This window comes from Companilactobacillus sp. FL22-1 (assembly GCF_043951805.1).
In the GTDB taxonomy this organism is placed as follows: domain Bacteria; phylum Bacillota; class Bacilli; order Lactobacillales; family Lactobacillaceae; genus Companilactobacillus.
Genome location: NZ_JBINJY010000009.1, coordinates 99,642 through 126,362 on the forward strand (window position 1 = coordinate 99,642; position 26,721 = coordinate 126,362).

Sequence of the window (26,721 nt, forward strand, 5' to 3'; positions counted from 1 at the left end):
ATGCCTCAAAAGACTAAAGAAACACCAATGATGGAGCAATATCTGGAGTATAAGAAACAATATCCGGATGCTTTTTTGTTATATCGTGTTGGTGATTTTTATGAAATGTTCTACGACGATGCTGTCAAAGGCTCGCAAATTTTGGAATTGACTTTAACATCCCGCAATAAAAAAGCTGATGAGGGTATTCCTATGTGTGGTGTGCCTCATCATGCGATTGAAAGTTACATCGATACACTTGTGGATAAAGGTTATAAGGTTGCAGTCTGCGATCAACTGGAAAATCCTGCTGACGCTGAAGGCAAAATGGTCAAACGTGGAGTTACTCGGGTTGTAACACCAGGAACGATCATGGACAAAGCTGATCAAGGGAAAGATAATAACTACATCACGGCTATCACGTCTGATAAGGGCGTTTTTGGTTTAGCTTATGCAGATTTATCCACCGGTGAGGTCAAAGTTACTTCTGTTACCAGTCAATTAGATTTGACGAATGAATTACAGAACCTTGATACCAAGGAAACGGTTGTCTCAGGTAGTTTTCCACAAGCTTATTTGGAACAATTACATAAATATGGCATCCTCGTGTCTAAGTTGGATGAATTGGATCAAAATTATAGCTTTGATTTCTCAAAGATCACTTCTGACGCCGAAGTAAATACGGTTAAGTTGTTGATAAGTTATTTGATCAAAACGCAAATGCGGTCGCTCGATCACTTGAAGGCTGCCGAATCATATGAAACTTCTTCCTATTTATTGATGGATCATTCGGCTCAAAGTAATTTGGAACTGTTTAAAAATATTCGGACTAATAAGAAGTCTGGGACATTATTGTGGTTGCTAGACGAGACGAAAACAGCGATGGGGAGCCGTTTGTTAAAACAATGGTTAGCTCGGCCATTGCTCAGTGTCGACAAATTATTGGCAAGACAACATTTCGTGCAAGTCTTTTTGGACAATTATTTCCAAAGATCATCATTCCAGGATTACTTAACTAAAGTCTATGATTTGGAACGTTTGGCCGGAAGAGTTGCTTATGGAACTGTCAATGGACGAGATTTGATTCAATTACGAACATCGTTGGAACAAGTTCCTGAGATTAAATCGATTTTGTTAGATATTGGTGACGATGAATTAACAGCCTTTGTGGAAAAAATCGATGAAGTAGCCGATATCCGTGAATTGATTGATAAAGCTATAGTTGAAGATGCGCCAATTTCAGTAACTGGTGGTGGATTGATCAAAGCCGGCTACAACGAACAGTTAGATAAGTATTTGGACGCTTCCAAAAATGGTAAACAATGGCTCGCCACTCTGAAGGCCAAGGAACAAGAACTAACAGGTATCAACAACTTGAAGATTGGTTACAACAAGGTCTTTGGTTACTATATTGAAGTCAGTCATGCAAATACCGATAAGGTTCCGGAAGATCGTTATCAAAGAAAGCAAACTTTGGTCAACGCTGAACGTTACATCACGCCGGAGTTAAAAGAAAAAGAGAGTTTAATTTTAGAGGCGGAAGAGAAGTCGAAGAGTTTGGAATACCATCTATTCGATGAAATTCGTAAGAAAGTTAAGCGCCAGATTCGTCGCATTCAAGCTTTGGCAAATATTTTGTCACAACTAGATGTCTTACAAAGTTTTGCAGTGGTCAGTGAAGAATACCACTACGTTGCACCTGAATTTGTGGATAAAAACGAATTAGATATTACCAATGGTCGTCATCCCGTTGTGGAAAAGGTTTTGAGTAACAACAGCTATATTCCTAATGATGTCCATTTTGATGATCAGACTGATATTCTCTTGATCACTGGTCCCAACATGTCTGGTAAGAGTACCTACATGCGGCAGATGGCATTGACTGTCATCATGGCTCAAATTGGGTGTTTTGTGCCGGCTGACTCAGCGAAGATGCCAATTTTTGATCATATTTTCACTCGAATTGGTGCTGCAGATGATTTGATTTCTGGGGATTCAACTTTCATGGTCGAGATGCGTGAAGCAAATGATGCTTTGAAAAATGCTACGCCTAATAGTTTGATTATTTTTGACGAAATTGGCCGTGGTACAGCAACTTATGACGGAATGGCTTTAGCACAAGCAATCATTGAATATATCGACAAGAATGTGAAAGCAATGACGCTTTTTTCCACGCACTATCACGAGTTGACGGAACTAGAAAGTCAATTGCCAGGGTTGAAAAATGTGCATGTAGATGCTTCCGAGGAAAATGGCGACTTGGTCTTTTTGCACAAGGTTTTGCCAGGACCTGCGGATAAGTCATACGGAATTCACGTTGCTAAGTTAGCCGGTTTGCCAAATGATGTTTTGACTCGGGCACGTAAGATTCTTAGCAGCTTGGAAGAAAGTTCAGTTCACACTACGACTTCCGAATCGATTAACGAACCAGCAGCCGTTTTGAATGCACAACCTGAATCAGAAACCGTTACGGAATCAAAAATGGTCACTGATATTTCGGGCGATGAAAAACAATTGTCACTTTTCCCCGAAGTAAGTAAGCCAACTAAAAAGTTATCAACTAAAGAGTCACAAGTATTGAAAGAATTGAACAATCAAGATTTAATGGGAATTACACCAATTGAAGCCATCAATTTACTTTACAAATGGCAAAAGAAACTTAAATAAAAGAAGGTGGAAAAAATGGGTATTATTCATGAACTGCCAGTTGAACTTAGTAACCAGATTGCGGCTGGTGAAGTTATTGAACGCCCAGCATCAGTCGTTAAAGAGCTGGTGGAAAATTCCATCGATGCGAAGGCTACGCAAGTATTGATCACTGTCAAACAAGCGGGTTTAAAATCAATTGAAGTTAATGATAATGGAAAGGGGATTTCAGCGGATGACGTTGAAGTCGCCTTTTTACCGCATACGACTAGTAAAATCAGTAATGATCACGACTTATTTAACGTCAAAACTTTAGGCTTTCGTGGTGAAGCTTTAGCCAGCATTGCTTCAGTTTCTAAGTTGACGGTTGTGACAAGTACTGATGGTAAGTCAGCGGTTAGAGCCAAGTTCTCTGGTAATGAATTACTCAAAAAAGAAACTTTTGCTCGCTCAAAGGGAACCACGATGACGGTGGAAGATTTGTTCTTTAACACCCCAGCTCGGTTGAAGTATGTTAAATCACTCCATACCGAATTGAATAAGATTGTTGATATTGTTGATCGTCTAGCCATGGGACATCCAGATATATCGTTTCGTTTGATTCATGAAGGAAAAGATTTAGTCTGGACTTCTGGTAACGACAACTTGCAACAGACAATTGCAGGGATTTATGGACGAACGATTGCGAGTCATATGTTGGAATTTGAGAATTCTGATCCCGACTATGAGATCAAGGGTTATTTTTCAAAACCTGATACGACTCGGTCTAATCGTTCTTATATTTCAATTATTCTAAATGGACGCTATATTAAGAATTTTCAACTGACGAATGCCATTATTCGTGGGTATGGTTCTAAATTAATGGTTGCTCGTTTTCCAATTGCGGTGATCAATTTACAGATGGACCCAGGGTTAGTCGACATCAACGTTCACCCCACTAAGCAAGAAGTTAGACTGTCCAATGAAGGTCATATTGGAGATCTAATCAGTGAAGGTATCAAACAACGCTTGTCTGGACAAAATTTGATTCCCGATGCAGTTAAGAACCTTGGTCGGAAAGATTCTGATCAAACAGTTGATACGTATCGTCCCGAACAGATCAGCCTGGATGATATTGTCTCAATCGATAAGATCAATGAACCATTGACTAATGCGACAATTGACGCTGTATCGGATGACGATGAGCCTGCTTTGCCACCAACAAACAGTGTCAATCGACGGGTAGAGACTCCGATGACAGGGATGCCAATTTTTAATGATCCAGAGCATCTGCACGCTTGGGATTTACGAATGCAAGCTGAAACGGCTAAGAATGTCAAAGTGATCGACTCAAAGGCTCAAGATACGTCAACGACTTCAGATTTTCCCGATTTGCGTTATATCGGTCAAATTCATGGAACGTATCTTGTGGCAGAGAGTGAAGACGGTTTTTATTTAATCGACCAGCATGCCGCACAAGAGCGAGTTAATTACGAGTATTATCGTAAGGAAATAGGTAAAGTTTCGACTGACCAGCAGAAATTATTAGTACCGATCGTGTTAGATTATCCAAATGCGGAGAGTATTCTGATCAAAGAAAAGAAGCCGTTGCTTGAAAGTATTGGCCTATATCTAGAAGACTTTGGACAGAATAGTTTTGTCGTCAATACTCATCCAACTTGGTTCGTTGCCGGTCAAGAAGAGTCGACGATTAAAGAAATGGTTGACTATGTGTTGAATGATTCTAAAATCAGTGTAGCGGCGTTTCGTGAAAAAAATGCCATTATGATGAGTTGTAAACGGGCAATTAAGGCCAATCATCACATTACTGACCAAGAGGCTCATCAGTTATTAGAGAATCTAACAAAGGCTGAGAATCCTTACAATTGTCCTCATGGCCGCCCAGTATTAGTCCAATTCAGTAATAAAGATCTCGAAAAAATGTTTAAGAGAATTCAAGATCCACACGATACAAGAGAGAGTGAATAAATTATGTTTGAATATTTAAATGGTTTAATAGCAGCAGTAACCCCTTCATATATTGTGGTGGATGTCAAAGGTGTTGGCTATAAAGTTCAAGTAGCTAATCCTTATCGTTATCAGGAAAATGAAACAGCAACGGTCTATGTTGAACAGGTCGTTCGTGACAATGAGCAAGCTTTATATGGCTTTTATGATTTGAATGAGAAAAATATCTTTTTACATTTAATCAGTGTTTCTGGAATTGGGCCTAAGAGTGCTTTAGCAATTTTAGCCGGCCAAGACTTGCAAGGATTGATTCATGCCATCGAAAATAACGATGTTAAATATTTAACTAAATTTCCTAAAATCGGTAAAAAGACAGCTCAACAAATTATTCTTGATTTGTCAGGTAAGTTTACAGCTGAAGGTCAAATGACATTAGGCGAAGCTCCGGCAGAATTCAGTACAGGCAATCAAGAATTAGAGGATGGATTGGCCGCTTTAGAGTCTCTAGGGTATTCACCTAAAGAAGTTACAAAAGTTAAGTCGCAATTGGAAAAAGAACATTTATCAAGTGCTGATGAATATCTTCGAGCCGGCTTAAAATTATTGAGCAAATAAAATATAGAATGGAGTGTCCAAAATCGAGTCTAATGAAAATCAAGATGAACGATTGACCGATGCCGATTCACTCGACAATATCGAAGATATCGTAGAACAAACTTTACGACCACAAAGCTTTGATCAGTATCTAGGTCAAGAAAAAGCCAAAAAAGAATTGGCAGTTTATATCAAAGCCGCTAAACAACGGCAACAAACCTTAGATCACGTCTTGTTATACGGACCTCCAGGGTTAGGTAAAACAACCTTAGCCATGATCATCGCCAATGAAATGGGGGTAAATATCCATACCACTACTGGACCTTCCATCGAAAAATCTGGTGATTTGGTAGCTGTTTTAGATGAACTTGAACCCGGTGACGTGCTGTTTATCGATGAAATCCATCGTATGCCTAGAGCCGTCGAAGAAGTTCTCTATTCAGCTATGGAAGATTTTTATATCGACATTATCGTTGGTCAAGGCAGCGAATCCCGTTCCTTGCATCATCAATTAGTACCATATACCTTGATTGGTGCTACCACCGCAGCCGGAAAATTATCCGCACCTTTGCGAGATAGATTTGGAATTGTGGAAAGAATGGAGTACTATACCATAGACGAATTGTCGAAGATTGTTTTTCGTTCTGCCAACGTTTTAAATATCAATGTTGACGAAGAAGGCGCTCATGAGATTGCTAGACGATCACGAGGAACCCCTAGAATCGCCAATCGACTTTTAAAACGAGTCCGAGATTTTGCCCAAGTCGCTAACAAAGATACGATCGATTATGAAATGTCCGAGTCCGCTTTGAACCAACTCCAAGTTGATGATGCCGGATTAGACCATATCGACCGCCGTATCTTAGAGATGATCATCGAATTGTACAACGGAGGCCCAGTAGGGCTAAAAGTAATTGCCGCTAACATCGGTGAAGAACAAGAAACAATCGAAGAAGTTTATGAACCTTATCTAATGCAAATGGGATTCCTAAAAAGAACCGCCAAAGGACGAGTAGTCACAAGAAAAGGTTATGAACACATGGGGATGCCATACCCTGATGAAAACGAGTAAAGCAATTTACTCGTTTTGGCGTATCTAAGTAGAGATAACAGGGTGGTTCACTGCCGTCATCCGCTGCAGTTCTGGGGGATATGGAACGTGGTGGGCCGACTTGGAGCCAAGAAAACCGCTTGTCTTCAAGCTCGTCCTTTTACTAAATTGGCAAAAACCGCCAATTAAGTAAAATTTCACCACTGATATCCCCCAGAACTTCCGCTCCTGACTAAAGCTACTGCATACTTTATTTGTTAGTGATATATATATGGGTCCCACATTCTTGATTGCGCTTGGTAAGAGTGGAAGCTGGAAAACCTTAGTGCTTAAGGGCAAAAGATAAAGGACAAGATCAAGACCAAAAAATGTACTGAATTGACTTATATTTATATCAATTCAGTACATTGATAGTTATTAAAAACCTCAGTTCGTTTTGCTTTTAGGCTTTTAAGTTTTTGACCTTATTCTTTGCCTTTGAACTGGGTTTATCTCTTGAACTTGTTCACTTGAGGGATATCCAAACATGTTTTAACAACCTAGGCTGTAGTGAGAGCTCTGAGGAGTCTCAGCCATGAAATTGTTCTTAGTGGGCGAAGCGCACTTAGAACAAGGCTCGACTTTGAAACAATTGTGCACTTCAATTGGTTCAAAGCGATGCCCATGGCGTTCCAGACCCCTCAGAGCCGAACGGAAGCCGGCAGTGAACCAATACCATAATCCCCACCACAACTAAAAAAATTTAAAAATAAAAAGGAGACAAACCATGTCACTATCAACAGAAGACTTCGATTACGATTTACCCGAAGAACTAATTGCTCAAACACCAATCAAGAACCGCGACCAATCAAGACTGCTAGTTCTTGATCACCAAACCGGTGAATACCAAGATAAACACTTCTATGATATCCTAGATTACTTAAACCCTGGTGACGCTTTAGTAATGAATAACTCAAGAGTTTTACCAGCCCGTTTATACGGAACTAAAGAAGATACCGACGGTCACGAAGAAGTATTGTTATTGAACAATATCGAAGGCGACAAGTGGGAAGTTTTAATGAAGCCTGCTCGTCGTGCTAAAGTCGGAACGAAGGTTCAATTCGGTGAGGATGGCGAACTAGAGGCTGAAGTGATCGAAGATTTGGAACACGGTGGTAAGATCATTGAGTTCCATTACCAAGGAATCTTTATGGAAATTTTGGAGAAGTTAGGTGAAATGCCACTCCCTCCATACATCAAAGAAAAATTGGACGATCCTGATCGTTATCAAACTGTCTATGCCAAAGAAAATGGCTCCGCTGCTGCTCCAACGGCAGGTCTACATTGGACGAAAGAATTGCTTCAAAAGGTTGAAGACAAGGGTGTTAAATTAGTTTACGTGACATTGCACGTTGGTTTAGGAACTTTTAGACCAGTCACGGAATCAGATGTTGATAAACATGTTATGCACTCCGAATTTTATCGTTTGGATGAAGAATCAGCTAAGACGTTGAATGACGTGAAGAAAAATGGCGGTAAGATCGTCGCTACGGGTACAACTTCAATCAGAACTTTGGAAACGATTGGGACAAAGTTTGACGGTGAAATCAAGGCTGATTCTGGTTGGACGGATATCTTCATCAAACCAGGTTATGAATGGAAAGTAGTTGATGAATTCATCACTAACTTCCATTTGCCAAAGTCAACTTTAGTTATGTTAGTGGCCGCATTTACTGGCCGTGAAAATATTTTGAACGCTTATCGTCACGCCGTTGAAGAAAAATATCGTTTCTTTAGTTTTGGCGATGCAATGTTCATTAAGTAGAGGGAATTTATGGAACCAGCTGTTAAATACACATTATTAAAGAAAGAAAAACATACTGGTGCTCGTTTGGGATTATTGGAAACACCTCACGGGACCTTTGAAACGCCAATCTTCATGCCAGTAGGTACCGAAGCTTCGGTTAAAAATATGGCTCCGGAAGATTTGGAAAAGATCGGTGCAACGATTGTTTTGGCCAATACTTATCACTTATGGTTACGACCTGGTGAAGATATTGTCAAAGAAGCTGGCGGCTTGCACAAATTCATGAATTGGAACAAAGGCATCTTAACTGATTCTGGTGGTTTCCAAGTCTTTTCGTTGGCTAATACTAGAGATATTACTGAAGCTGGGGTGCACTTCAAGAATCATTTGAATGGCCGCCGTGAATTTTTATCGCCTGAAAAAGCCATTAAGATCGAAAATTATTTAGGACCAGATATCATGATGAGCTTAGATGAGTGTCCACCATTCTTCGAAAGCTATGACTACATCAAGAAGTCAGTTGCGAGAACGAGTCGTTGGGCTGAACGTGGCCTTAAAGCACACCGTAATCCCGACTGGCAAGCATTGTTTGGTATCGTTCAAGGTGCCGGTTTTGAAGATTTGCGAAAAGTAAGTGCTAAAGACTTGGTCAGCATGGACTTCCCAGGTTATTCGATCGGTGGATTATCAGTTGGGGAATCAAAGGATGAAATGAACCGAGTACTAGACTTTACAACGCCACTGTTACCTGAGGACAAGCCACGCTATTTGATGGGTGTGGGTACAGCAGATTCATTGATCGATGGGGTAATTCGAGGAATCGACATGTTTGACTGTGTCTTGCCAACTAGAATCGCCAGAAATGGTACTTGTATGACTAGTCATGGACGTTTGGTGGTCAAAAATGCCAAGTATGCTCGAGACTTTGGTCCGTTGGATGATAACTGTGATTGCTACGTTTGTCGTAATTATTCCCGAGCTTATATTCGTCATTTGATCAATGCTAACGAGTTATTTGGAACTCACTTAACTAGTTATCATAATCTTTACTTCTTGCTGAACTTGATGAAAGGTGTTCGTCAAGCAATTAGGGACGACAATTTATTAGAATTTAGAGAACATGTTTTTGAAGATTATGGTTTCAATCAAGAAAATGCAAAGAATTTTTAAAAGATTTTTGTTTTAGAGAAACAAGTTGTCTGGAAACAAGCACAGATATTTGTTACTCTATACTTATGCAAATTATTAAGAGGTGGAAAATTTGAATATGCTTACATTAGGCGCAGCTAGCGCTGGTGGAAATATGACATTATTGATTTTCGTTGTGATTATGTTTGTGGGAATGTATTTCCTATCAATTCGTCCCCAAAAGAAACAACAACAAAAGCGTCAAGAAATGTTGAAAGAAATGAACGTCGGCGACAAGGTCGTTACCCTTGGTGGGATTAAAGGTAAAATTGCTTCAATCGATCGTGAAAATAAAGAAGTCGTAGTTGACTGTGATGGAATTTATTTAACTTTTGATTTGAACTTCATTCGTCGGACAACTCCAGCAGATGTTGCTACAACTGATGCTGTTAAGGATACTAAAGCAGCAAAAGAAACAACTGAAGCAACAAAAGAAGATGCCAAAGTAGAAACAAAAGAAGAAACAACTACTGATGATGCAACTACAGATTCAGCTAAAGTCGAAGATGACAATCCTGAAGAAACAGCTGCAGATACAGAAACACCAAAAGACGAAAAATAATTATTTAATTAGTCGGACTGATGGTCTACTAAGTTAAAATTAAAAAAGCCACTAATTCACTTTCGAGTTAGTGGCTTTTAAAGAATTGGAGAAAAATTGACTGATAAAAAGGAAAATGATCCGATTGCTGCTGATAAATTAAGCCGACAATCGCAACAGAAACTGGAAGAAATTCGTCAACAGCAAGGATTTTCAACAATTGAGGAAACGATTAAGTATTTAACATGATTCTTTGAGAAAAAAGGGCATTGAAAGTTCAATGTCTTTTTACTTGCCTTAAAGTATGCTCTAAGGTCTAATATTTTTAATGTAAAAATAATAAGTCAATAATGAAGATGTTTAATAATTCATGAGTTAAAATATAAATACATGATGACTTCAAAGGAGTTTAAAATGGGTAAAGAGAAATCAGCAATTTTTATAATTTTTGGAGGTTCAGGTGATCTAGCTCACCGCAAATTATATCCTTCACTATTTCGTCTATATAAATCAGGATTCTTAAAGGATCACTTCGCTGTTATCGGTACGGCTCGTCGTCCTTGGAGTGATGATTATTTTCGTGAAACTGTTGTCACTTCTTTGAAAGAAACATTTGAGAATGATGATGAATCAATTATGAAGGAGTTTTTTCAACACTTTTTCTATCAATCACATGATGTCAATGATTCAGAACATTACATTGCTTTGAAGAATTTGGCTGCAAAATTGGACGACCGTTTCGAAACTGATCACAATCGGGTCTATTACATGGCAATTGCTCCACGTTTCTTTGGAACAGTCGCAGAACATATCAACTCTGAAGGTTTGAAAACTTCAGGTTATAACCGACTAGTGATTGAAAAACCATTTGGCCGTGACCTTGAATCCGCTTGTGAACTAAACGGTAATATTTCTAAGGCCTTCCCAGAAGACGATATTTACCGTATCGATCACTATTTAGGTAAAGAAATGGTTCAAGATATTCCTCATATTCGTGCGAATAATCCTAAATTTGAAGCAGCTTTGAATAATCAATATGTTTCTAATATTCAAGTAACTTTAGCTGAATCACTTGGGGTAGAAGACCGTGGTGGATATTATGAAACTGCCGGGGTTTTACGTGATATGGTTCAAAACCATATTATGCAAATAATTGCTTCTTTGGCTAGTGACGATCCTGAAGCAACAAAATCTAAAATTATCCACGAAAATCGAACCGAAATTTTTAATAGTTTGAAGTTGTTAACTCCTGAAGAAGTTGACCAAGATTTTGTTCGAGGACAATATGACACGGATAAGCTTGGTGATTTAAAAGCTTATCGACAAGAAGACAAAGTCGCTGAAGATTCACAAATTGAAACTTTTACAGCTGGTAAAATTCAATTTGATTCTGACCGTTGGAGTGGGGTACCATTCTACGTTCGTTCAGGTAAGAGAATGCCAGCCAAGTCTTCACGTATCGATATCGTCTTCAATGAAAAGGTTGAAGAATTGGGTATCAGACCTAATACAGTTGTGACAATATTGATTGAAAGAGTCAATGGTCAAAGTATTTTGATCAATGGTATTAATTACAAGGATTCAGGCCAAAACTTCATTAAGTTCCCTGAAGAAGCTGAATTTGACACTGCTCGTGAAGCTTATGAGAGCTTGATTATCGATATCTTATCTGGTAATAGAATTCACTTTACACTGTGGAATGAATTGAGAAGTACTTGGAAGTATATTGATGTCATTAGACAGCGTTGGGATAGTCAAACACCTGATTTTCCTAATTACCTTAGTGGAACAATGGGACCAGATTCTGCGGAAATGCTTTTGGAACGTGACGGCAATTCATGGGTCTGGGATTAAAGGCGGTGTCGTCTTATCTTTTTACAAATACCGATAAAAATTAATGAAAATCGAAAGATCATCCATGTTGACATGGATGCTTTTTTCGCTTCCGTCGAAGAACGGGAACATCCAGAATATAAGCAAAAATGTTTGATCGTGGCTCAAGATCCTAGAAAACATCAACATCACGGAGTTGTGACAACTGCCAATTATAATGCCCGCAAGTACGGTGCTCATTCAGCTATGCCAGCTCAAGAAGCGGTTGATCTGATTCCTAAGAGTAAGTTAGTTATTACCCCGCCCAATTTTGAACTATATCGTAGTGTTTCTAATCAAATTCACGATATTTTTGGCGATGTGACTGATAATTACCAAACAGTGGCACTGGATGAAGCTTACTTAGATGTGACTGAAAATAAATTGCATGAGGTCAATACGATCAAAATTGCCAATTACATTCAACAGCGGATCGTCAAGGAGACTGGTTTAACTTGTTCAGTGGGAATTTCCTATAATAAGTTTCTCGCCAAGATGGCGTCTGATTATCGGAAACCATTTGGAAGAACGATTATTTTAGGTAAGTATGCTAAGGAATTCCTCAAACCTATGCCGATCGAAAAGTTCAATGGTATTGGTAAAGCCATGCAGAAGAAATTACATGAGATGGATGTTTATACTGGTGAAGATCTTCAAAAAATCGATCAAGATGAATTTTTGAAGAACTTTGGCAAAATGGGCTACATAATTTATAAACGTGTCCATGGAATCGATGACGCTCCTGTTGAAGGACATCGCTTGCGTAAGTCGATTGGCCGTGAACGTACTTATAATCGTAATTTAGTTACGGACGAACAAATCGATGCGGAGTTACATTTTTTGGCAGAGAAAGTTAGTCAGGATTTAAAGAAACAACGCCAGCATGGTAAAACCGTCGTCCTCAAGTTACGCAATTCAGAATTTGAAACCATCACTAAACGGATGAGTTTTCAAGACTATGTTCAAACAAAAACTGATATTTATCGTGTTGCAAGGGATATTTATGATAAATTAAAGGTAACAGATCAAAAAATTCGTCTTTTGGGGATCACGATTACCAATTTGGATCCGTTATCGTTTGAAGAGGTTTCTTTGAATTTGTCTTATAAGGAGGACGACTACTATAATGAATAGCTTTGCTGAAATAATTGCAACAATCAAAAAATATGATAGAATTATCATTCTACGTCATCAAAATCCCGATCCTGATGCTTTGGGATCCCAAGCTGGTTTAGCTGTGACAATTCGTCAAGCTTTCCCAGATAAGAAGGTCTTAATTGGTGGAAATAATACTGAAGGTTTAAAGTGGCTTTCCACTGTTGAAGAAGTTAACGATGAGGACTATCAAGGTGCCTTAGTCATTGTGACAGATACAGCTAATCAACCACGAATTGACGATCAACGTTTTGATGATGGAGATTTCTTAATTAAGATCGATCACCATCCTAATGATGATGCATATGGAGATCAACTTTTTGTTAACACGGACGCTAGTTCCAGTTCAGAAATCATTGCCGACTTAATAGATAGCAGCGATGAATTGCAGTTGACCAAAGAAGTTGCTTATTATCTATATGCTGGAATCGTTGGAGATACTGGACGTTTCTTGTATCCTTCGACGACGCAACACACGATGGAAGTAGGTGGTCGTTGTATTGCTTTAGGGGTGGATACGGCCTCGATCAATAACAAGATGAATGAGATCACTTTACAACAAGCTAAGTTGCAAGGAGTCTTATTCGATAACTTGATAATCGATGCTTCAGGAGCTGCTTATGCAATCATCGATCTAGATTTAATGAAGAAATTAGGCATCAATCAAGAGCAAGCCAATTCAGTCGTTTCAACGCCAGGACGTTTAAAGGAAGTCTGCACCTGGATGGAAGCTGTTCAAAAAGATGATGGAACTTTTAGAATGCACTTACGTTCTCAAGGCCCAATCATCAATGAATTAGCTAAAAATCACGATGGTGGCGGACATCCACTTGCTAGTGGAGCCACAGCTAAGGACGTTGCTGAAGTTAAACAAATGTTTGCCGAACTCATAGAAATAGTCACGGAATACAATCAGAGGGGTGAATAGATGACTAAATTTTCACAATATAATTTTAACGAGGCAATCAATAAGTCGTTGAAAGAAATTAATTTTGACGAGCCAACGCCAGTTCAAGAAGCAGTAATTTCACTTGTTAACAAGAAAAAAGATATTATCGTGCAATCAGAAACTGGTTCTGGTAAAACACATGCTTTCTTGTTGCCTTCAATGAATGCTTTAACAGACGAACAAGAAGTTCAATTGTTGATTGCTACGCCAAGTAGAGAGTTAGCTTACCAAATTTACGAAGATACTCAAGCAATTTTAAAGAATTATCCAGAAGAATATAATGCCTTTATCTTTGTTGGCGGTTCAGACCGTGAACGTCAAAAGAAAAAGCTAGAAGCACACCAACCACAAATTGCGATTGGAACTCCAGGTCGACTCTGGGATCTGATTCGTGAAAATGATCTGCATGTCGAAAATGTGCAAATATTCGTCGTTGATGAAGCGGATATGACATTGGATATGGGCTTTTTGGACGATGTCGATCATATCGCTAATAAGTTGCCCGAAGACCGGGAAATGATGGTCTTTTCAGCTACCATTCCTCAAAAATTAGAGCCATTTTTGAATAAATATATGCATGGCCCTCAACGAGTAGAAATCAAAAACGACAGTGTTATTCCTAAGAATGTGGATAACTGGTTGATGTCTAGTCATGGTCGTGACAAGAAACAATTGATTTATCAACTAGTAACCTTAGGCGAACCATACTTGGTTTTAATTTTTGCCAATACGAAGAAGACTGTTGATGAGATTTACCAATATCTCCGTAACCAAGGTCTAAAAGTGGCTCGAATTCATGGTGGTTTAACGCCACGTGAAAGAAAACGGGCGATGAAACAAGTTGAAAATATGGAATTTCAATATGTCGTTGCAACTGACCTAGCAGCTCGTGGAATTGATATCAATGGGGTTTCACACGTTATCAATGCTGAAATACCAGACGATTTGGACTTTTTCATCCATCGTGTTGGTAGAACTGGTCGTAATAAGATGTCAGGAACGGCAATTACGATCTATGATCCAGGCGAAGAACACAAAGTTGATGAGATCGAACATTTAGGCATTAAGTTTGAACCCAAAGATATCAAACATGGTGAAATTGTCGATGCAACTGAACGTGACCGTCGGACTAATCGTAAAGCTACACAAGAAAAGCTTGATACTAAGTTAGTTGGCTACGTTAAGAAGCAAAAGACTAAGAGAAAACCAGGCTATAAAAAGAAGATCAAACAGGCGATCAATGAAGAACATCGTCAACAAAGAAAGATTCAAATTCGTCAAAATAGACGACAAGAACGAGAAGCAAGACGTAATAAAAATAATTAGTTAGTTTCTTTAAACATTGACAATTTTTAATCTGATGGTTAATATTTTCCTTGGATATATCTTGTAACGAATATTTTCAGAGAAGGCTAGTCGGTGGGAAGGCCTAAGTATTCGCTATGAAGATGCTGCCAAATTAAATTGTATATAAAAATGTTGAGAGGCTAACGAAAATCGTTGCAAACAAGGTGGTACCGCGCAGTGGCGTCCTTGAAATTGCAGCGATTTTTCGTTTTTTTAGGGAGATAACATGAAAGATTTATCTAGTGCAGAAATAAGAAAAATGTTTTTAGACTTTTTCCAATCAAAAGGTCATATGATTGAGCCTAGTGCTTCATTAGTGCCACATGACGATCCAACTTTGTTATGGATTAACTCTGGTGTTGCTACGATGAAGAAGTACTTCGATGGAACTGTCGTTCCTAATAATCCTCGAATTACAAGTGCTCAAAAATGTATCAGAACTAACGATATCGAAAACGTTGGTAAAACAGCCCGTCACCAAACTTTCTTTGAAATGATGGGTAATTTCTCCGTGGGTGATTACTTTAAGAAAGAAGTCATTCCTTGGGCTTTTGAATTCTTAACAAGTCCAGAGTGGATCGGGATGAACAAAGATCGTCTTTACGTAACGACTTATCCTAAAGATACTGAAACTCAAAAGCTATGGGCTGAAGTAGGAATCGCTCAAGATCATATTTTAAAAGATGAAGATAACTTCTGGGATATCGGTGAAGGTCCATGTGGTCCCGATTCAGAAATTTTCTATGACCGTGGTCAATCATTTAATAATTTAGCTGAAGACGATCCTGAGAATTATCCTGGTGGCGAAAATGAACGTTATCTTGAAGTTTGGAATATCGTTTTCTCAGAATTAAACCATTTGCCAAATGGTCAATATGTTGAACAACCACATAAAAACATTGATACGGGCTTAGGCTTGGAACGTTTAGTATCAGTTATTCAAGGTACAAAGACTAACTTTGAAACTGACCTATTCATGCCATTGATTGAAGATGTTAGCTCGCTTTGTGGCAAAAAATATGGTGACAATGCTGAAGATGATATCTCCTTCAAGATAATTGCTGACCACGCTCGTTCAGTTTCATTTGCGATTGGCGATGGAGCTTTGCCTTCTAACGAAGGTCGTGGCTATGTTATCAGACGTTTGATCAGACGTGCCGTTTTGAATGGTAAAAAATTAGGTATCAATGGACCATTCCTTTACAGATTGGTGCCAATCGTTGGTCGTATCATGGAAAGTTATTATCCAGAAGTCAGCCAACAACAAGAGTTTATTGCTAAGACTATCAAACAAGAAGAAAAACGCTTTTCAGAAACACTTGATGCAGGTTTAGCTCTACTTAACGGTGTTATTGCTGACTTGCGAAAGAAAGACCAAAAAGTCATCGATGGTGCTAGTGCTTTCAAGCTTTATGATACTTATGGTTTTCCAATGGAATTAACTCGTGAATATGCTAACGACGAAGGTCTAAGTGTTGATGAGGCTGGTTTCAAAGAGAACATGGAAGCCCAAAAACAACGTGCCCGTGAAGCTCGTGGTAACTTGCAATCAATGGGTATGCAAGATGAAACTTTGATGGAAATCAAGACTCCAAGTGAGTTTATTGGTTACGATCACAATGAAACTGAAAGTACTCTAAAAGATATTGTTGTCGATGACAAAGAAGTTAAGACGGTTTCCGAAGGTCAAGCTCAATTGATCTTTGATACCACACCTTTCTACGCTGAAATGGGTGGACAAGTTGCCGATATTGGTAATATCTATGACTTAAACGGTAACCAAGTAGCCGAAGTTATTGATGTGCAACACGCTCCAAATGGTCAAAATATTCATCTAGTCAATGTTATGTCAGCAATTTCTGCCGATACCAAATATAAACTAGAGATCGACGTTGATTTCCGTGAAAAAGTTCGTCACAATCACACAGCTACCCATTTGTTGGATCAAGCTTTACGTGATGTCGTCAGTCCTAGAACTCATCAAGCGGGATCATTAGTTGAACCAGATTACTTGCGTTTTGACTTCAACAGTAATGCTGCTTTAACTGATCAACAAATTGCTGATTTGGAAAAAATCATCAACGAGAAGATCTGGGCCGCTATTCCTGTTAAGACTGAGGTCTTACCAATTGAAGAGGCTAAGAAGAAGAAGGGTGCCATTGCACTGTTCAGTGAAAAGTATGGTGACATGGTCCGTGTCGTTGAAATCGATGACTTTTCAACTGAATTCTGTGGTGGGACTCATGCCAGAAATACTTCTGAATTGGGATTGTTCAAGATCACATCCGAGTCAGCTATTGGTTCCGGTACGAGAAGAATCGAAGCTGTAACAGGGGAAGAAGCATTCAAATACTTGAATGAACAATTACAACTCTTGCAAGAAACCGCAAAAAATATTAAAGTTAACCAATTAAAAGATGTTCCAAGCCGAGCAATACAAATGGCCGATGAAATAAAAGCTTTGAAACGCGATAATCAAAACTTACAAACACAATTGACAAGTCAAAAGTCTGCCGAAGTCTTTGACAAGGTTGAAGATATCAATGGTTATAAAGTTATCGCCAATATAGTTCCTGCCGATATGAATGCACTCAGACAATTAGCCGATAATTGGAAGAATGACAACAAGTCAGATATTTTAATCCTTGGTGCTAGCGGTGAAGATAAAGCTAGTTTAGTCGTTGCAGTCAATAAGGATGCCCAAGCAAAAGGGATTAAGGCTGGAGATTTGATTAAGAAAATATCTAAAGAAATTCAAGGTGGCGGTGGCGGCCGTCCCGATATGGCGCAAGCTGGTGGTAAAAATCCTGCTGGTTTAACAAATGCGTTACAAATGGCTAAAGATATTATTAAATCTTTCTAAAGTGGGCTATAATTGAACTGAAGCTTTTCGGTCACTTAAATTTTAGTTATATGGAGGTTTGCCATGAGTTCACTTGATAAAACCATGAGTTTTGACTTTAATGAAAACAAAGGCAAAGATGTCAAAGAAACATTGCAAAGTGTTTATCAATCACTGGAAGAAAAGGGATATAATCCGATTAACCAAATTGTGGGTTACTTACTTTCTGGTGATCCAGCATACATTCCTAGACATAATGATGCCCGTAATTTGATTTTGAAACATGAAAGAGATGAGATAATCGAGGAATTAGTTAAAAGTTATCTCAATCAAGGTAAATAAATGAGATTATTAGGCTTAGACGTTGGCTCTAGGACTGTCGGGGTTGCTTGCAGCGACCTTTTAGGTTGGACAGCTCAAGGAGTTGAGATTATTCGTATCAATGAGGATAAAGAAGAGTTTGGCTTAGATCGTTTGGGTGAAATCATCCAAGACAAAAAGCCAACTGGAATTGTTCTCGGTTTGCCAAAGAATATGAATAATACTGAGGGACCTCGAGTAGAAAAATCTCGTGAATATGGCAAAATGGTCGAAGACAAGTTTCACTTGCCCATCGATTTCATTGATGAACGTTTGACGACTGTTCAAGCTGAAAGAATGCTAATCGATGAGGCTGATGTCTCACGTAGAAAACGAAAGAAAGTAATCGATAAGATTGCCGCAGAGATGATTCTTCAGAATTATCTTGATGCAAAAGGCAAGCTGACTCGAAATTAAGGTGATAATTATGAGCGAAAAACAACCACCAAAAGATTTAGATGAAGTTATTTTAAGTGATGACCAAGGTAATGAAGAAGTCTACAAGATTCTCTTTACATTTGAATCAGATGATTATGGTAAATCATACGTATTTTTATATCCTAAAGCCGATGAAGATGCTGATGAGATTGAAATTCAAGCATTCTCATTCACGCCTGATGAAAATGGCGATGTCGATGCTGGAGATTTGAATCCAATTGAAGACCCTGACGAATGGGACATGGTTCAAGAAGTTTTGAACACCTTCACAAGTGACGAGGATGAATAAGACCGATAATAATCGACGATTGGCGCAAGCCAATCGTTTGGTTGTTTTAAGTCAGAGATAATGATGATTTATAAATTCGCTTTTTTAGCATGATTGAAGTAAGGGGAAATAATGCTTAGTCTGTTACTTATTTTACTTTTGATTTATGGATTTTATATTGGTGCCCGTCGTGGACTTGTCATGGAGGCATTTTATGCAATTGGATATGCCTTATTCTTTTGCTTAGCCCTAGTTTCTTTTCGAAGCTTAGGACCAAAATTTGAAATGATCGTACCTTATCCTTCAGCAAGTTTGGGTAGCGAGTTTGCCTTTTTCTCAACAAAAGTTGGTATGGAACTAGACAATGCATTTTACCGTGCCTTTGCTTTTATATTTGTTTGTTTCATTGGATGGATCATTGTTAGATTCGTTGGCCTTTACTTTAAAAGACTGACTTATTTTCCAATGTACAATGACGTGAACCTTCTAAGTGGAGGTATTATTGGCTTGATTGTTACTTACACAACTATCTTTATGGTGTTGTTGATGGTAGCGATGATCCCAGTAGCAGGTATTCAACATGCTTTGCAACATTCATTTGTAGCTTCAGCGATGATTCGTAGCACGCCGTTATTGACCGCTATGCTGAGTCATCTTTGGATTGGAGCTGTTTAAACTTTAAGGCTGAGACAATTTGTTTCAGTCTTATTTTGTAATAGGAGAGATATATGAATAATAAAGCTTTGAAAGTATTGGAGTTTGACAAGATCAAAGCTGAGATTGCCAAATATCTAATCACAACGCGTGGGAAGACTCTCTTAAAAAAATTAATGCCGATGTCAGTCGAATCAATCGTTCAAAGATTGATCGATCAAACTAAAGATGGCGCTGATATCGTTCGAATTAAGGGCGAGATCCCAGTGAGAAAGTTAGCTGATCTACATGACCAAGCTAATCGTTTGAAAAAAGATGGAAATTTAAATGGAACGGAACTGGCAGCGATTGGTCAAGTCCTCCAGAATACTAGTGAATTAAAAGAATTTTTTGAAGATTTAAAAGATAATCAAATCGAGTTGCGTCAATTATATGAATTGAATGATCGTCTGATCGACAATCCTGAATTAACTCGCAGAATTGCTCGTTCTTTGGATGAAACAGGCCGTGTTTTAGATACTGCCTCTGATGATCTGAAGTATATTCGTGACCATATGGGAAAATTAAACGACCAGATTAGACAGACGATGGCCCAATTTACTCGGGGTAAAAATACTAAGTATCTGACTGAAGCCTTAGTGACTTTACGTGATGATCGGTTTGTTATTCCCGTTAAAGCTGAGTATAAGGCTAAATTTGGCGGCGTGGTTCATGACCAAAGTGCCAGTGGCCAAACTTTTTACATTGAACCACAAGCAGTAGTGGGCTTGAACAATCAGTTGCACGAAGCTAAATTGTCTGAAAAATCAGAAGAAATTCGTATTTTAAACAATTTGTCTGATTTAGTACGTCCAGAAATCGACGCAATCGTAAAAAATAATGAAGTCTTAGCTCAATTTGACTTGATCAATGCTAAAGCTAAATATGCCAAGGAAATAAAGGCTACTGAGCCAATTATTTCTAAAGATCACGTAGTTGACTTGGAACATGCTAAACATCCTCTGATCGACCCACAGCGGGTTGTAGCTAATGATATTAAGCTGGGTGATGGATACAAGACGATGTTGATCACAGGTCCTAATACCGGTGGTAAAACTATCACAATGAAAACCCTCGGTTTGATTCAATTGATGGCTCAAGCAGGGCTGTTTATTCCCGCACGTGAAGAAAGTGAGATTGCGGTCTTTGATGAAGTCTTCGTTGATATCGGAGATGAACAATCGATTGAACAGAATTTGAGTACTTTTTCATCTCATATGGATAACATCATCAATATTATTCATAAAGTATCAGCACACAGTTTGGTTTTGATCGATGAACTTGGAGCCGGAACTGATCCGCAAGAAGGTGCTGCCATTGCCATCGCAATTTTGGAAAAGTTAGCTCAGTCAAAATGTGACATTATGGCAACGACTCATTATCCAGAATTGAAGATTTTTGCTTATAATACCCCAGAAACTATCAACGCTAGTATGGAGTTCGATGAGAAATCATTGAAGCCAACTTATCGGCTGTTGATTGGAATCCCCGGGGCAAGTAATGCCTTTAATATTGCTTCTCGTTTAGGGATGGATAGAAGTGTCGTTGATCGAGGACAGGCTTTAATGGACGGCGAAAGTCAAGATTTGAACAATATGATTGCTGATCTAGAGAATCGTCGAAAAGAGTTTGAGAAGAAAAACGAACAACTGACTGTTCAATTAGCAAAAAATAAAGATGTCCAACAAGACTTTGAACAAAAGAGCGAAGCCTTGGATAAGTCTAAAGACTCAGAGATTCAAGCTGCTAAAGTGCGCGCTAATCAAATTGTAGCCCAGGCGAAAAAGGAATCTGATAAGATCATCGAAAACCTCCATAAGATGGAACGTGATGGTGTGGCCATCAAAGAAGATCAGATCATTTCAGCTAAAACTAACTTGAAGAACTTGCACCAAGATGAAACAATCAAGAAGAACCGAGTTCTCCGTCGCAATAAACGTCGTCAAGAGTTAAAGGTCGGCGATGATGTCAAAGCACTGACTTATGATCAAATTGGTACGATCGTTCGCAAAGATAAAAATAATCAGTATGAGGTTCAACTGGGAATTTTGAAGATGAAATTCAGTGCCGATGAATTGGAAAAGGTTCAAAAATCTAAACCAGAACCTGAGAAAAAGCCAACTATGGTTAGAAGAACTAAGAGTTCTGGTCTGTCGAGCAAGTTGGATCTTAGGGGCAAGCGTTACGAAGAAGCTATGGCGGAATTGGATCAATATATTGATTCAGCACTGTTAGCTGGTTATAATCAAGTTACGATTGTCCATGGATTTGGGACGGGTGTTATCAGAAAAGGTGTCACAAATTATCTCCAGAGAAATCCACGAGTTAAATCATTTGGATACGCTCCTGCAAGCTCTGGTGGTTCTGGTGCCACAATTGTTGATTTATAAAAGTGCAAATTCTTTTTAAAGAACAATTAATAATGATAATATCTAATTAATTAAAGGAGTGAGATAAATGGTTGATGAAGTAACAGATAAAGATTTTGCTGAGGAAACTAAAGATGGGGTTGTCTTAGTTGATTTTTGGGCAACTTGGTGTGGTCCATGTCGGATGCAATCACCTGTAATTGAGGAACTTTCTGAGAATGATGACTCAGTTAAGTTTATGAAGATGGATGTTGATGCTAATCCTAATACTCCCAAAGAGTTTGGAATCATGGCTATCCCAACACTTGTCATCAAAAAAGACGGTGAAGTTGTTGAGAAATTGACTGGCTTCCATAACAAAGCACAATTAACTAAGATCCTTGATAGTTATTCAGATTAACGAAGGGCAAGCGCAAGCTTGCTCTTTTTTGTGCCAAAAAAATAAATTTTAGATTGAAAGCGTTTTAGTTATATAATACTGATATGTAAATTTTCAACATACGGGGGGATTATATGTTTCAGTACTCACTGCGATATACGCTAGATCCGCAAAATAATACGCCAAAGAAGAACGATAAGCTATTGGACTTTTGTCAAAACGCCATGATCGACAATGTTACCTTCTTTATGAATGCCGAAGAAATAAATGCAGGACATTTAACTAAAGAAGAGACCCAAGTGTGGCTAGATGCGATTCAAAAAGTGGCCGCTCAATTGCAAGTTGAGGGAATTACGATCAGCTTGAATCCTTTTTCAACCATTATGCACAGTGATCGGGGACAGGTCATCAATCCTAAGATTGGATTTGATCCACTGGTAGACATTGATGGTAAAGAGGCTCAATCGATGGGCTGCCCAGGCGATTTGAAATGGCGTGATTATTTGAGCAAGTGTTATGCCCAGTATGCGACGTTGAAGCCGAAGGAACTGTGGTTAGAAGATGATTTTCGTCATTTTAATCACAGTCCTTTGAAATTAGCCTGTTTTTGTAAGCGTCATATGCAGCTTTATCAAGAAAAATTGGGTAAAAAAATCTCACGAAATGCCTTTGTTAAAGCAATTCTGAAGCCAGGTAAACCTAGTTTGGAAAGAAAAGTTTATTTAGATGTCGCCCGTCAAGAAATGATTGAGACGGTGGCTCAAATTGAAGCTGCAGTCCATCAAGTTTCCCCTGAAACTAATCTGGCATTAATGACTTCTTTACCAGATTGGCATGCTGTGGAGGGCAGAGATTGGCAAAAGTTGTTTGAAACGCTGAGTGGCAATGATCATCCTTTGGTGGCTCGACCGCATTTACCAGCCTATAACGAGATTGCTCCTTTGAAGTATTCTCGAGTTTTTGAAGATTATACTAGAACAACGGCGGCATACTTAGGTGACAAGGCAATTCTGTATCCTGAACTGGAAAACTATATGTATTCGCCTTTTACGAAATCAAATCGGTTTACCCAATTTCAAATTGAAACAAGTATTCTAGTTGGAGCTAAAGGGATACTAATGAATATTTTTGATATGAGTGGCAATGGGGTCATTGATGATTATCACTATGCGCAAATGTTAGCCGACAGTAAAACTTTTCTAAATCAGTTGACTTCTAAGTCACTAGTAATGAGCCAGACTAGAGGAATTAAAATATTGGTCGATCAAGATTCTGCTTATACGTTACAGACCAAAGCTGGATTAGAGATAGCTGAATTGTTGCCTAGAGAAACTAGTTGGGCCGCATTATTAAGCAGTTTTGGCTTTTCTACGACCATCACGCCTTTTAAGTCGGGTGACAGTTTTAAAGATGAAATAATAGCAATTAGCGGTCAGTTTTTACGTAATTTGAACAATGAAGAAATTACACAATTGTTGCAGGATAATAAAGTTTTACTCGATGGAGAATCAGTCCAAGTTTTGCTCGATAGGAAATTGGCCGATCTATTACATATTCAAAAAGCCCAGTGGCATAAAGCGCGCAGTGGTTACCAAACTTATGAAGCAATTGATAATCGTACAATTGCAGATGTTGAAAATCCCCGCATCTCGATGTTGCAACATATCGGCAATTTCTTGCAATTAGACTATGATCCTAAAGCTAATGTTGAAATTTGGAGTCAAGCTTATAATGAACATCATCAAGTACTAGGCAACGTTATGAGCTTGATAGACGACCACATTTTGATCTTGCCACTCGATTATGATAATAAATATGGTTGGGAAGCAGAGTATATCGGCTTTAAACAAGTGGTTTTGCAACAGATGCTTGATTCGATGGCCGGAATAGATTACTTAGTAAAGATGCCCAATACTAAACTAGTCGTGACTCAAAGTGAAGCTGAACTCTTGCTTTGGGTAGCTAATTTTACTTTAGATAACTATGATGCGATTACTTGGCATCCTGCAGAACCGATCGAGGCCACAGAGGCTACGGTCATTTACCGCAGTGGCAATAATTGCATTAAAAAACAAGTTAAGCTGCATATTAATGATGACGAAGTGATGATACCAGTCGAATTACCACAACTTAGTTTGGTACAAGTTCAAATTGAACTATAAAAAAGTGAGTCAATAAACCTTGATGGATCAGGCTTGTTGACTCACTTTTTAGTAGTTAGCGATGATTTTTAAGCAATAAACGCACTCACTTTGATCGTTTTTTGGTGTATACTTTAGTTTCGATCAATTTGTATTTTAATTGTCACGCTTTTAGCTTTACTGTTGACGGTATATGTTCCTAAACAGTACGCTGAGATTGTTTTTTCAACAGTTTCAGAAACAATTCCAGTTTCTAATGAAAATTCTGGATCGTCATTATTGGTGTTAAAACGTTGTTCGACTTCCGGACCAGTTAGCTTGTAAGTATAACTGCTAGGTGTTTGCTTGATGACTTCTAGTTTGCCAAAACCAGCTTTAGCAAATAGTTCAGGTAAACTTTCCATATCAAGAATTAATTGCCGACTGAGATTCTTGCCAGCCCAATACAATAATTCGACAGTATCTTTGTCAAGCAAGTCAGGCAGAATGAAGTCACGTAACACAGAAACAGCAAAGTAGTTTTCAGTTAAGGTATCGCTACCTTCAGAATCCGCGCTTTTTTTGAGAGCATCGGTTAAAGTTGGTTTATTAAGATCTTTTGATTTTGCGGCCATTGCTATAACTCCTTTTTTCAGACAATTCATTATATCATTAGAATAATTGCTTTTTAAGTCAATGTAAAAGATAGACATAAATAATTTCGTTGAATACAAATATTTCGCTTAAATGAAGGCAGGGGGTAACACTATGAGTGATCAAAGACCAATTGGAGTATTAGATTCCGGTTTAGGTGGACTAACCGTTGTCAAAGAGGTAATCAGTCAACTACCGAATGAGGATGTAATTTTTATCGGTGACGAGGCTCGAATGCCTTATGGAATCAAGAGTCATGAACAAATCATATCTTATACAAGAGAAATGGTACAGTATTTGCTCAGCAAAAATGTCAAGCTGATCATTTACGGTTGCAACACGGCAACAGCTAATGCTTTAGTGACTTTACGAAAAGAATTTACAGTGCCAATGATTGGTGTCATTCGGCCAGGTTCAATCGCTGCAGTTAAAACGACTCAAACGGATAATATTGGAATTATTGGAACTGAGTCAACAATCAATTCGAAGAGCTATAATCAGACCATCGCAGAAATAAATCAAGACGTCAATGTTTTAGGAGTTCCAGCACAAAAATTTGTTTCCATTGTAGAAAATGATTCAGCGGACAGTTCTGAGTCCCAACAAGAAATTGCGAATACTTTGGCACCATTCAAGGACAGTCAGTTTGATACTTTGATCTTGGGATGTACCCATTTTCCAATGTTGAAATCGCAGATCAATAAATTTCTACCTAAGATGACCTTAGTAGATCCGGCCGTCAATACAGTTGAAATCACGAAGGGTTATTTAATTAAAAACGATTTATTGGCTGATCAATCGACAAGAAGTTTAAAATTATATGCGACAGCTAATATTGATCAGTTTGCCAAGTTAGCCAAACGTTGGTTAAATACTGAAATAGATGAGATCAAATTAGTATCAATTGGGGGAGAACAATGAAAGAAATAATCATTGCAACAAAGAATCCTGGCAAGGCTAAAGAATTCAAGCGTATTTTTAATGATCAAGAATTTACTTTGAAAACTCTCTTAGACTTGCCCGCTATGCCTGAAATCCAAGAAACTGGTCAAACATTTGCGGAGAATGCCACAATTAAGGCTCATGCAGTGATGGAGCGGTTTAATTTGCCAACGATTGCAGATGACTCTGGATTGCAAGTAGACGCCTTATATGGACGCCCAGGGATATATTCGGCTCGATATGCTGGTGATCATAATGATGCTGCTAATAATGCCAAATTATTGAGCGAATTAGGTGGAGTACCTAAGGAAAAGCGGACGGCGCGGTTCGTATCGACTTTGGTATTTGCTAATCCTAAAAATGACCACGATTTAGTTGTCGAAGGTGAGATCAAAGGTTTGATCGGTGAATTTCCACAGGGTGATGATGGCTTTGGCTACGATCCATTGTTCTACGTCCCTGAGTTAAAGAAAACTTTGGCGCAATTAACAGTTGATCAAAAGAATGAAATTAGTCATCGTGGCAATGCCATTCGAAAGTTGGAGCAAGAATGGCAGAGCTGGATTAATTGGTAATTTATTGCTGATAGATTGATAAAATG

Annotated in this window: 23 protein-coding genes; 22 read left to right on the forward strand and 1 reads right to left on the reverse strand. The window is 38.6% G+C overall.

The window, feature by feature from the left end; genetic code table 11:
- From mutS to ACG72T_RS09005, 20 genes are all read left to right on the forward strand, one after another.
- Window positions 1-2,646 (forward strand): DNA mismatch repair protein MutS, encoded by a 2,646-nt coding sequence (gene mutS, locus ACG72T_RS08910; RefSeq protein WP_395265860.1) that lies wholly within the window; start codon window positions 1-3, stop codon window positions 2,644-2,646.
- Window positions 2,647-2,661: 15 nt separating this feature from the next.
- Window positions 2,662-4,593: a DNA mismatch repair endonuclease MutL gene (mutL, locus tag ACG72T_RS08915; protein WP_395265861.1), complete on the forward strand. Its 1,932-nt coding sequence runs from the start codon at window positions 2,662-2,664 to the stop codon at window positions 4,591-4,593.
- A gap of 3 nt (window positions 4,594-4,596) precedes the next feature.
- Complete coding sequence (gene ruvA / locus ACG72T_RS08920) at window positions 4,597-5,187, forward strand: Holliday junction branch migration protein RuvA (RefSeq protein ID WP_395265862.1); 591 nt, start codon at window positions 4,597-4,599, stop codon at window positions 5,185-5,187.
- A gap of 13 nt (window positions 5,188-5,200) precedes the next feature.
- A complete protein-coding gene (ruvB, locus tag ACG72T_RS08925) occupies window positions 5,201-6,238 on the forward strand; it encodes a Holliday junction branch migration DNA helicase RuvB (protein WP_395265863.1) in 1,038 nt (345 codons plus the stop codon).
- 745 nt (window positions 6,239-6,983) lie between these two features.
- Complete coding sequence (gene queA / locus ACG72T_RS08930; RefSeq protein ID WP_395265864.1) at window positions 6,984-8,021, forward strand: tRNA preQ1(34) S-adenosylmethionine ribosyltransferase-isomerase QueA; 1,038 nt, start codon at window positions 6,984-6,986, stop codon at window positions 8,019-8,021.
- A 9-nt stretch (window positions 8,022-8,030) separates the two neighbouring features.
- Window positions 8,031-9,173: a tRNA guanosine(34) transglycosylase Tgt gene (gene tgt, locus ACG72T_RS08935; RefSeq protein ID WP_395265865.1), complete on the forward strand. Its 1,143-nt coding sequence runs from the start codon at window positions 8,031-8,033 to the stop codon at window positions 9,171-9,173.
- 97 nt (window positions 9,174-9,270) lie between these two features.
- Window positions 9,271-9,753: a preprotein translocase subunit YajC gene (gene yajC, locus ACG72T_RS08940; protein ID WP_395265866.1), complete on the forward strand. Its 483-nt coding sequence runs from the start codon at window positions 9,271-9,273 to the stop codon at window positions 9,751-9,753.
- A 96-nt stretch (window positions 9,754-9,849) separates the two neighbouring features.
- Window positions 9,850-9,981, forward strand: coding sequence for a hypothetical protein (locus ACG72T_RS08945; protein WP_395265867.1), 132 nt, complete (start codon window positions 9,850-9,852; stop codon window positions 9,979-9,981).
- A 165-nt stretch (window positions 9,982-10,146) separates the two neighbouring features.
- Window positions 10,147-11,586 (forward strand): glucose-6-phosphate dehydrogenase, encoded by a 1,440-nt coding sequence (zwf, locus tag ACG72T_RS08950; protein ID WP_395265868.1) that lies wholly within the window; start codon window positions 10,147-10,149, stop codon window positions 11,584-11,586.
- Window positions 11,587-11,601: 15 nt separating this feature from the next.
- A complete protein-coding gene (gene dinB / locus ACG72T_RS08955) occupies window positions 11,602-12,738 on the forward strand; it encodes a DNA polymerase IV (RefSeq protein WP_395265908.1) in 1,137 nt (378 codons plus the stop codon).
- Window positions 12,731-13,687, forward strand: coding sequence for a bifunctional oligoribonuclease/PAP phosphatase NrnA (locus tag ACG72T_RS08960; RefSeq protein ID WP_395265869.1), 957 nt, complete (start codon window positions 12,731-12,733; stop codon window positions 13,685-13,687). The genes dinB and ACG72T_RS08960 overlap by 8 nt, the downstream gene beginning before the upstream one ends.
- Complete coding sequence (locus ACG72T_RS08965; RefSeq protein ID WP_395265870.1) at window positions 13,688-15,034, forward strand: DEAD/DEAH box helicase; 1,347 nt, start codon at window positions 13,688-13,690, stop codon at window positions 15,032-15,034.
- Window positions 15,035-15,281: 247 nt separating this feature from the next.
- Window positions 15,282-17,918, forward strand: a complete 2,637-nt coding sequence (alaS, locus tag ACG72T_RS08970) for an alanine--tRNA ligase (protein WP_395265871.1) — start codon at window positions 15,282-15,284, stop codon at window positions 17,916-17,918.
- Window positions 17,919-17,981: 63 nt separating this feature from the next.
- Window positions 17,982-18,239 (forward strand): IreB family regulatory phosphoprotein, encoded by a 258-nt coding sequence (locus tag ACG72T_RS08975; protein WP_010018752.1) that lies wholly within the window; start codon window positions 17,982-17,984, stop codon window positions 18,237-18,239.
- The gene (ruvX, locus tag ACG72T_RS08980; protein ID WP_395265872.1) at window positions 18,240-18,674 is read left to right on the forward strand and encodes a Holliday junction resolvase RuvX; all 435 of its coding nucleotides are present in this window, start codon (window positions 18,240-18,242) and stop codon (window positions 18,672-18,674) included.
- A gap of 10 nt (window positions 18,675-18,684) precedes the next feature.
- Window positions 18,685-18,984 (forward strand): DUF1292 domain-containing protein, encoded by a 300-nt coding sequence (locus ACG72T_RS08985; RefSeq protein WP_395265873.1) that lies wholly within the window; start codon window positions 18,685-18,687, stop codon window positions 18,982-18,984.
- Window positions 18,985-19,095: 111 nt separating this feature from the next.
- Window positions 19,096-19,638: a CvpA family protein gene (locus tag ACG72T_RS08990; RefSeq protein ID WP_395265874.1), complete on the forward strand. Its 543-nt coding sequence runs from the start codon at window positions 19,096-19,098 to the stop codon at window positions 19,636-19,638.
- Window positions 19,639-19,691: 53 nt separating this feature from the next.
- A complete protein-coding gene (locus ACG72T_RS08995; protein WP_395265875.1) occupies window positions 19,692-22,046 on the forward strand; it encodes an endonuclease MutS2 in 2,355 nt (784 codons plus the stop codon).
- A gap of 67 nt (window positions 22,047-22,113) precedes the next feature.
- Window positions 22,114-22,425, forward strand: a complete 312-nt coding sequence (trxA, locus tag ACG72T_RS09000; protein ID WP_395265876.1) for a thioredoxin — start codon at window positions 22,114-22,116, stop codon at window positions 22,423-22,425.
- A gap of 113 nt (window positions 22,426-22,538) precedes the next feature.
- Window positions 22,539-24,566 carry a hypothetical protein gene (locus tag ACG72T_RS09005; RefSeq protein WP_395265877.1) on the forward strand — a complete coding sequence of 676 codons (2,028 nt, stop codon included), beginning with the start codon at window positions 22,539-22,541 and terminating at the stop codon, window positions 24,564-24,566.
- Window positions 24,567-24,679: 113 nt separating this feature from the next.
- On the opposite strand, the gene ACG72T_RS09010 is transcribed toward ACG72T_RS09005, so the two are convergent.
- Window positions 24,680-25,159, reverse strand: coding sequence for a DUF2507 domain-containing protein (locus tag ACG72T_RS09010; protein ID WP_395265878.1), 480 nt, complete (start codon window positions 25,157-25,159; stop codon window positions 24,680-24,682).
- 133 nt (window positions 25,160-25,292) lie between these two features.
- Between ACG72T_RS09010 and murI the strand changes: the two genes are divergently transcribed.
- The gene (murI, locus tag ACG72T_RS09015) at window positions 25,293-26,099 is read left to right on the forward strand and encodes a glutamate racemase (RefSeq protein WP_395265880.1); all 807 of its coding nucleotides are present in this window, start codon (window positions 25,293-25,295) and stop codon (window positions 26,097-26,099) included.
- Entirely contained in the window at window positions 26,096-26,695 is a 600-nt protein-coding gene (locus ACG72T_RS09020) for an XTP/dITP diphosphatase (protein ID WP_395265882.1), read from the forward strand. Before murI ends, ACG72T_RS09020 begins: the two co-directional genes overlap by 4 nt.
- Window positions 26,696-26,721: the final 26 nt, after the last annotated feature.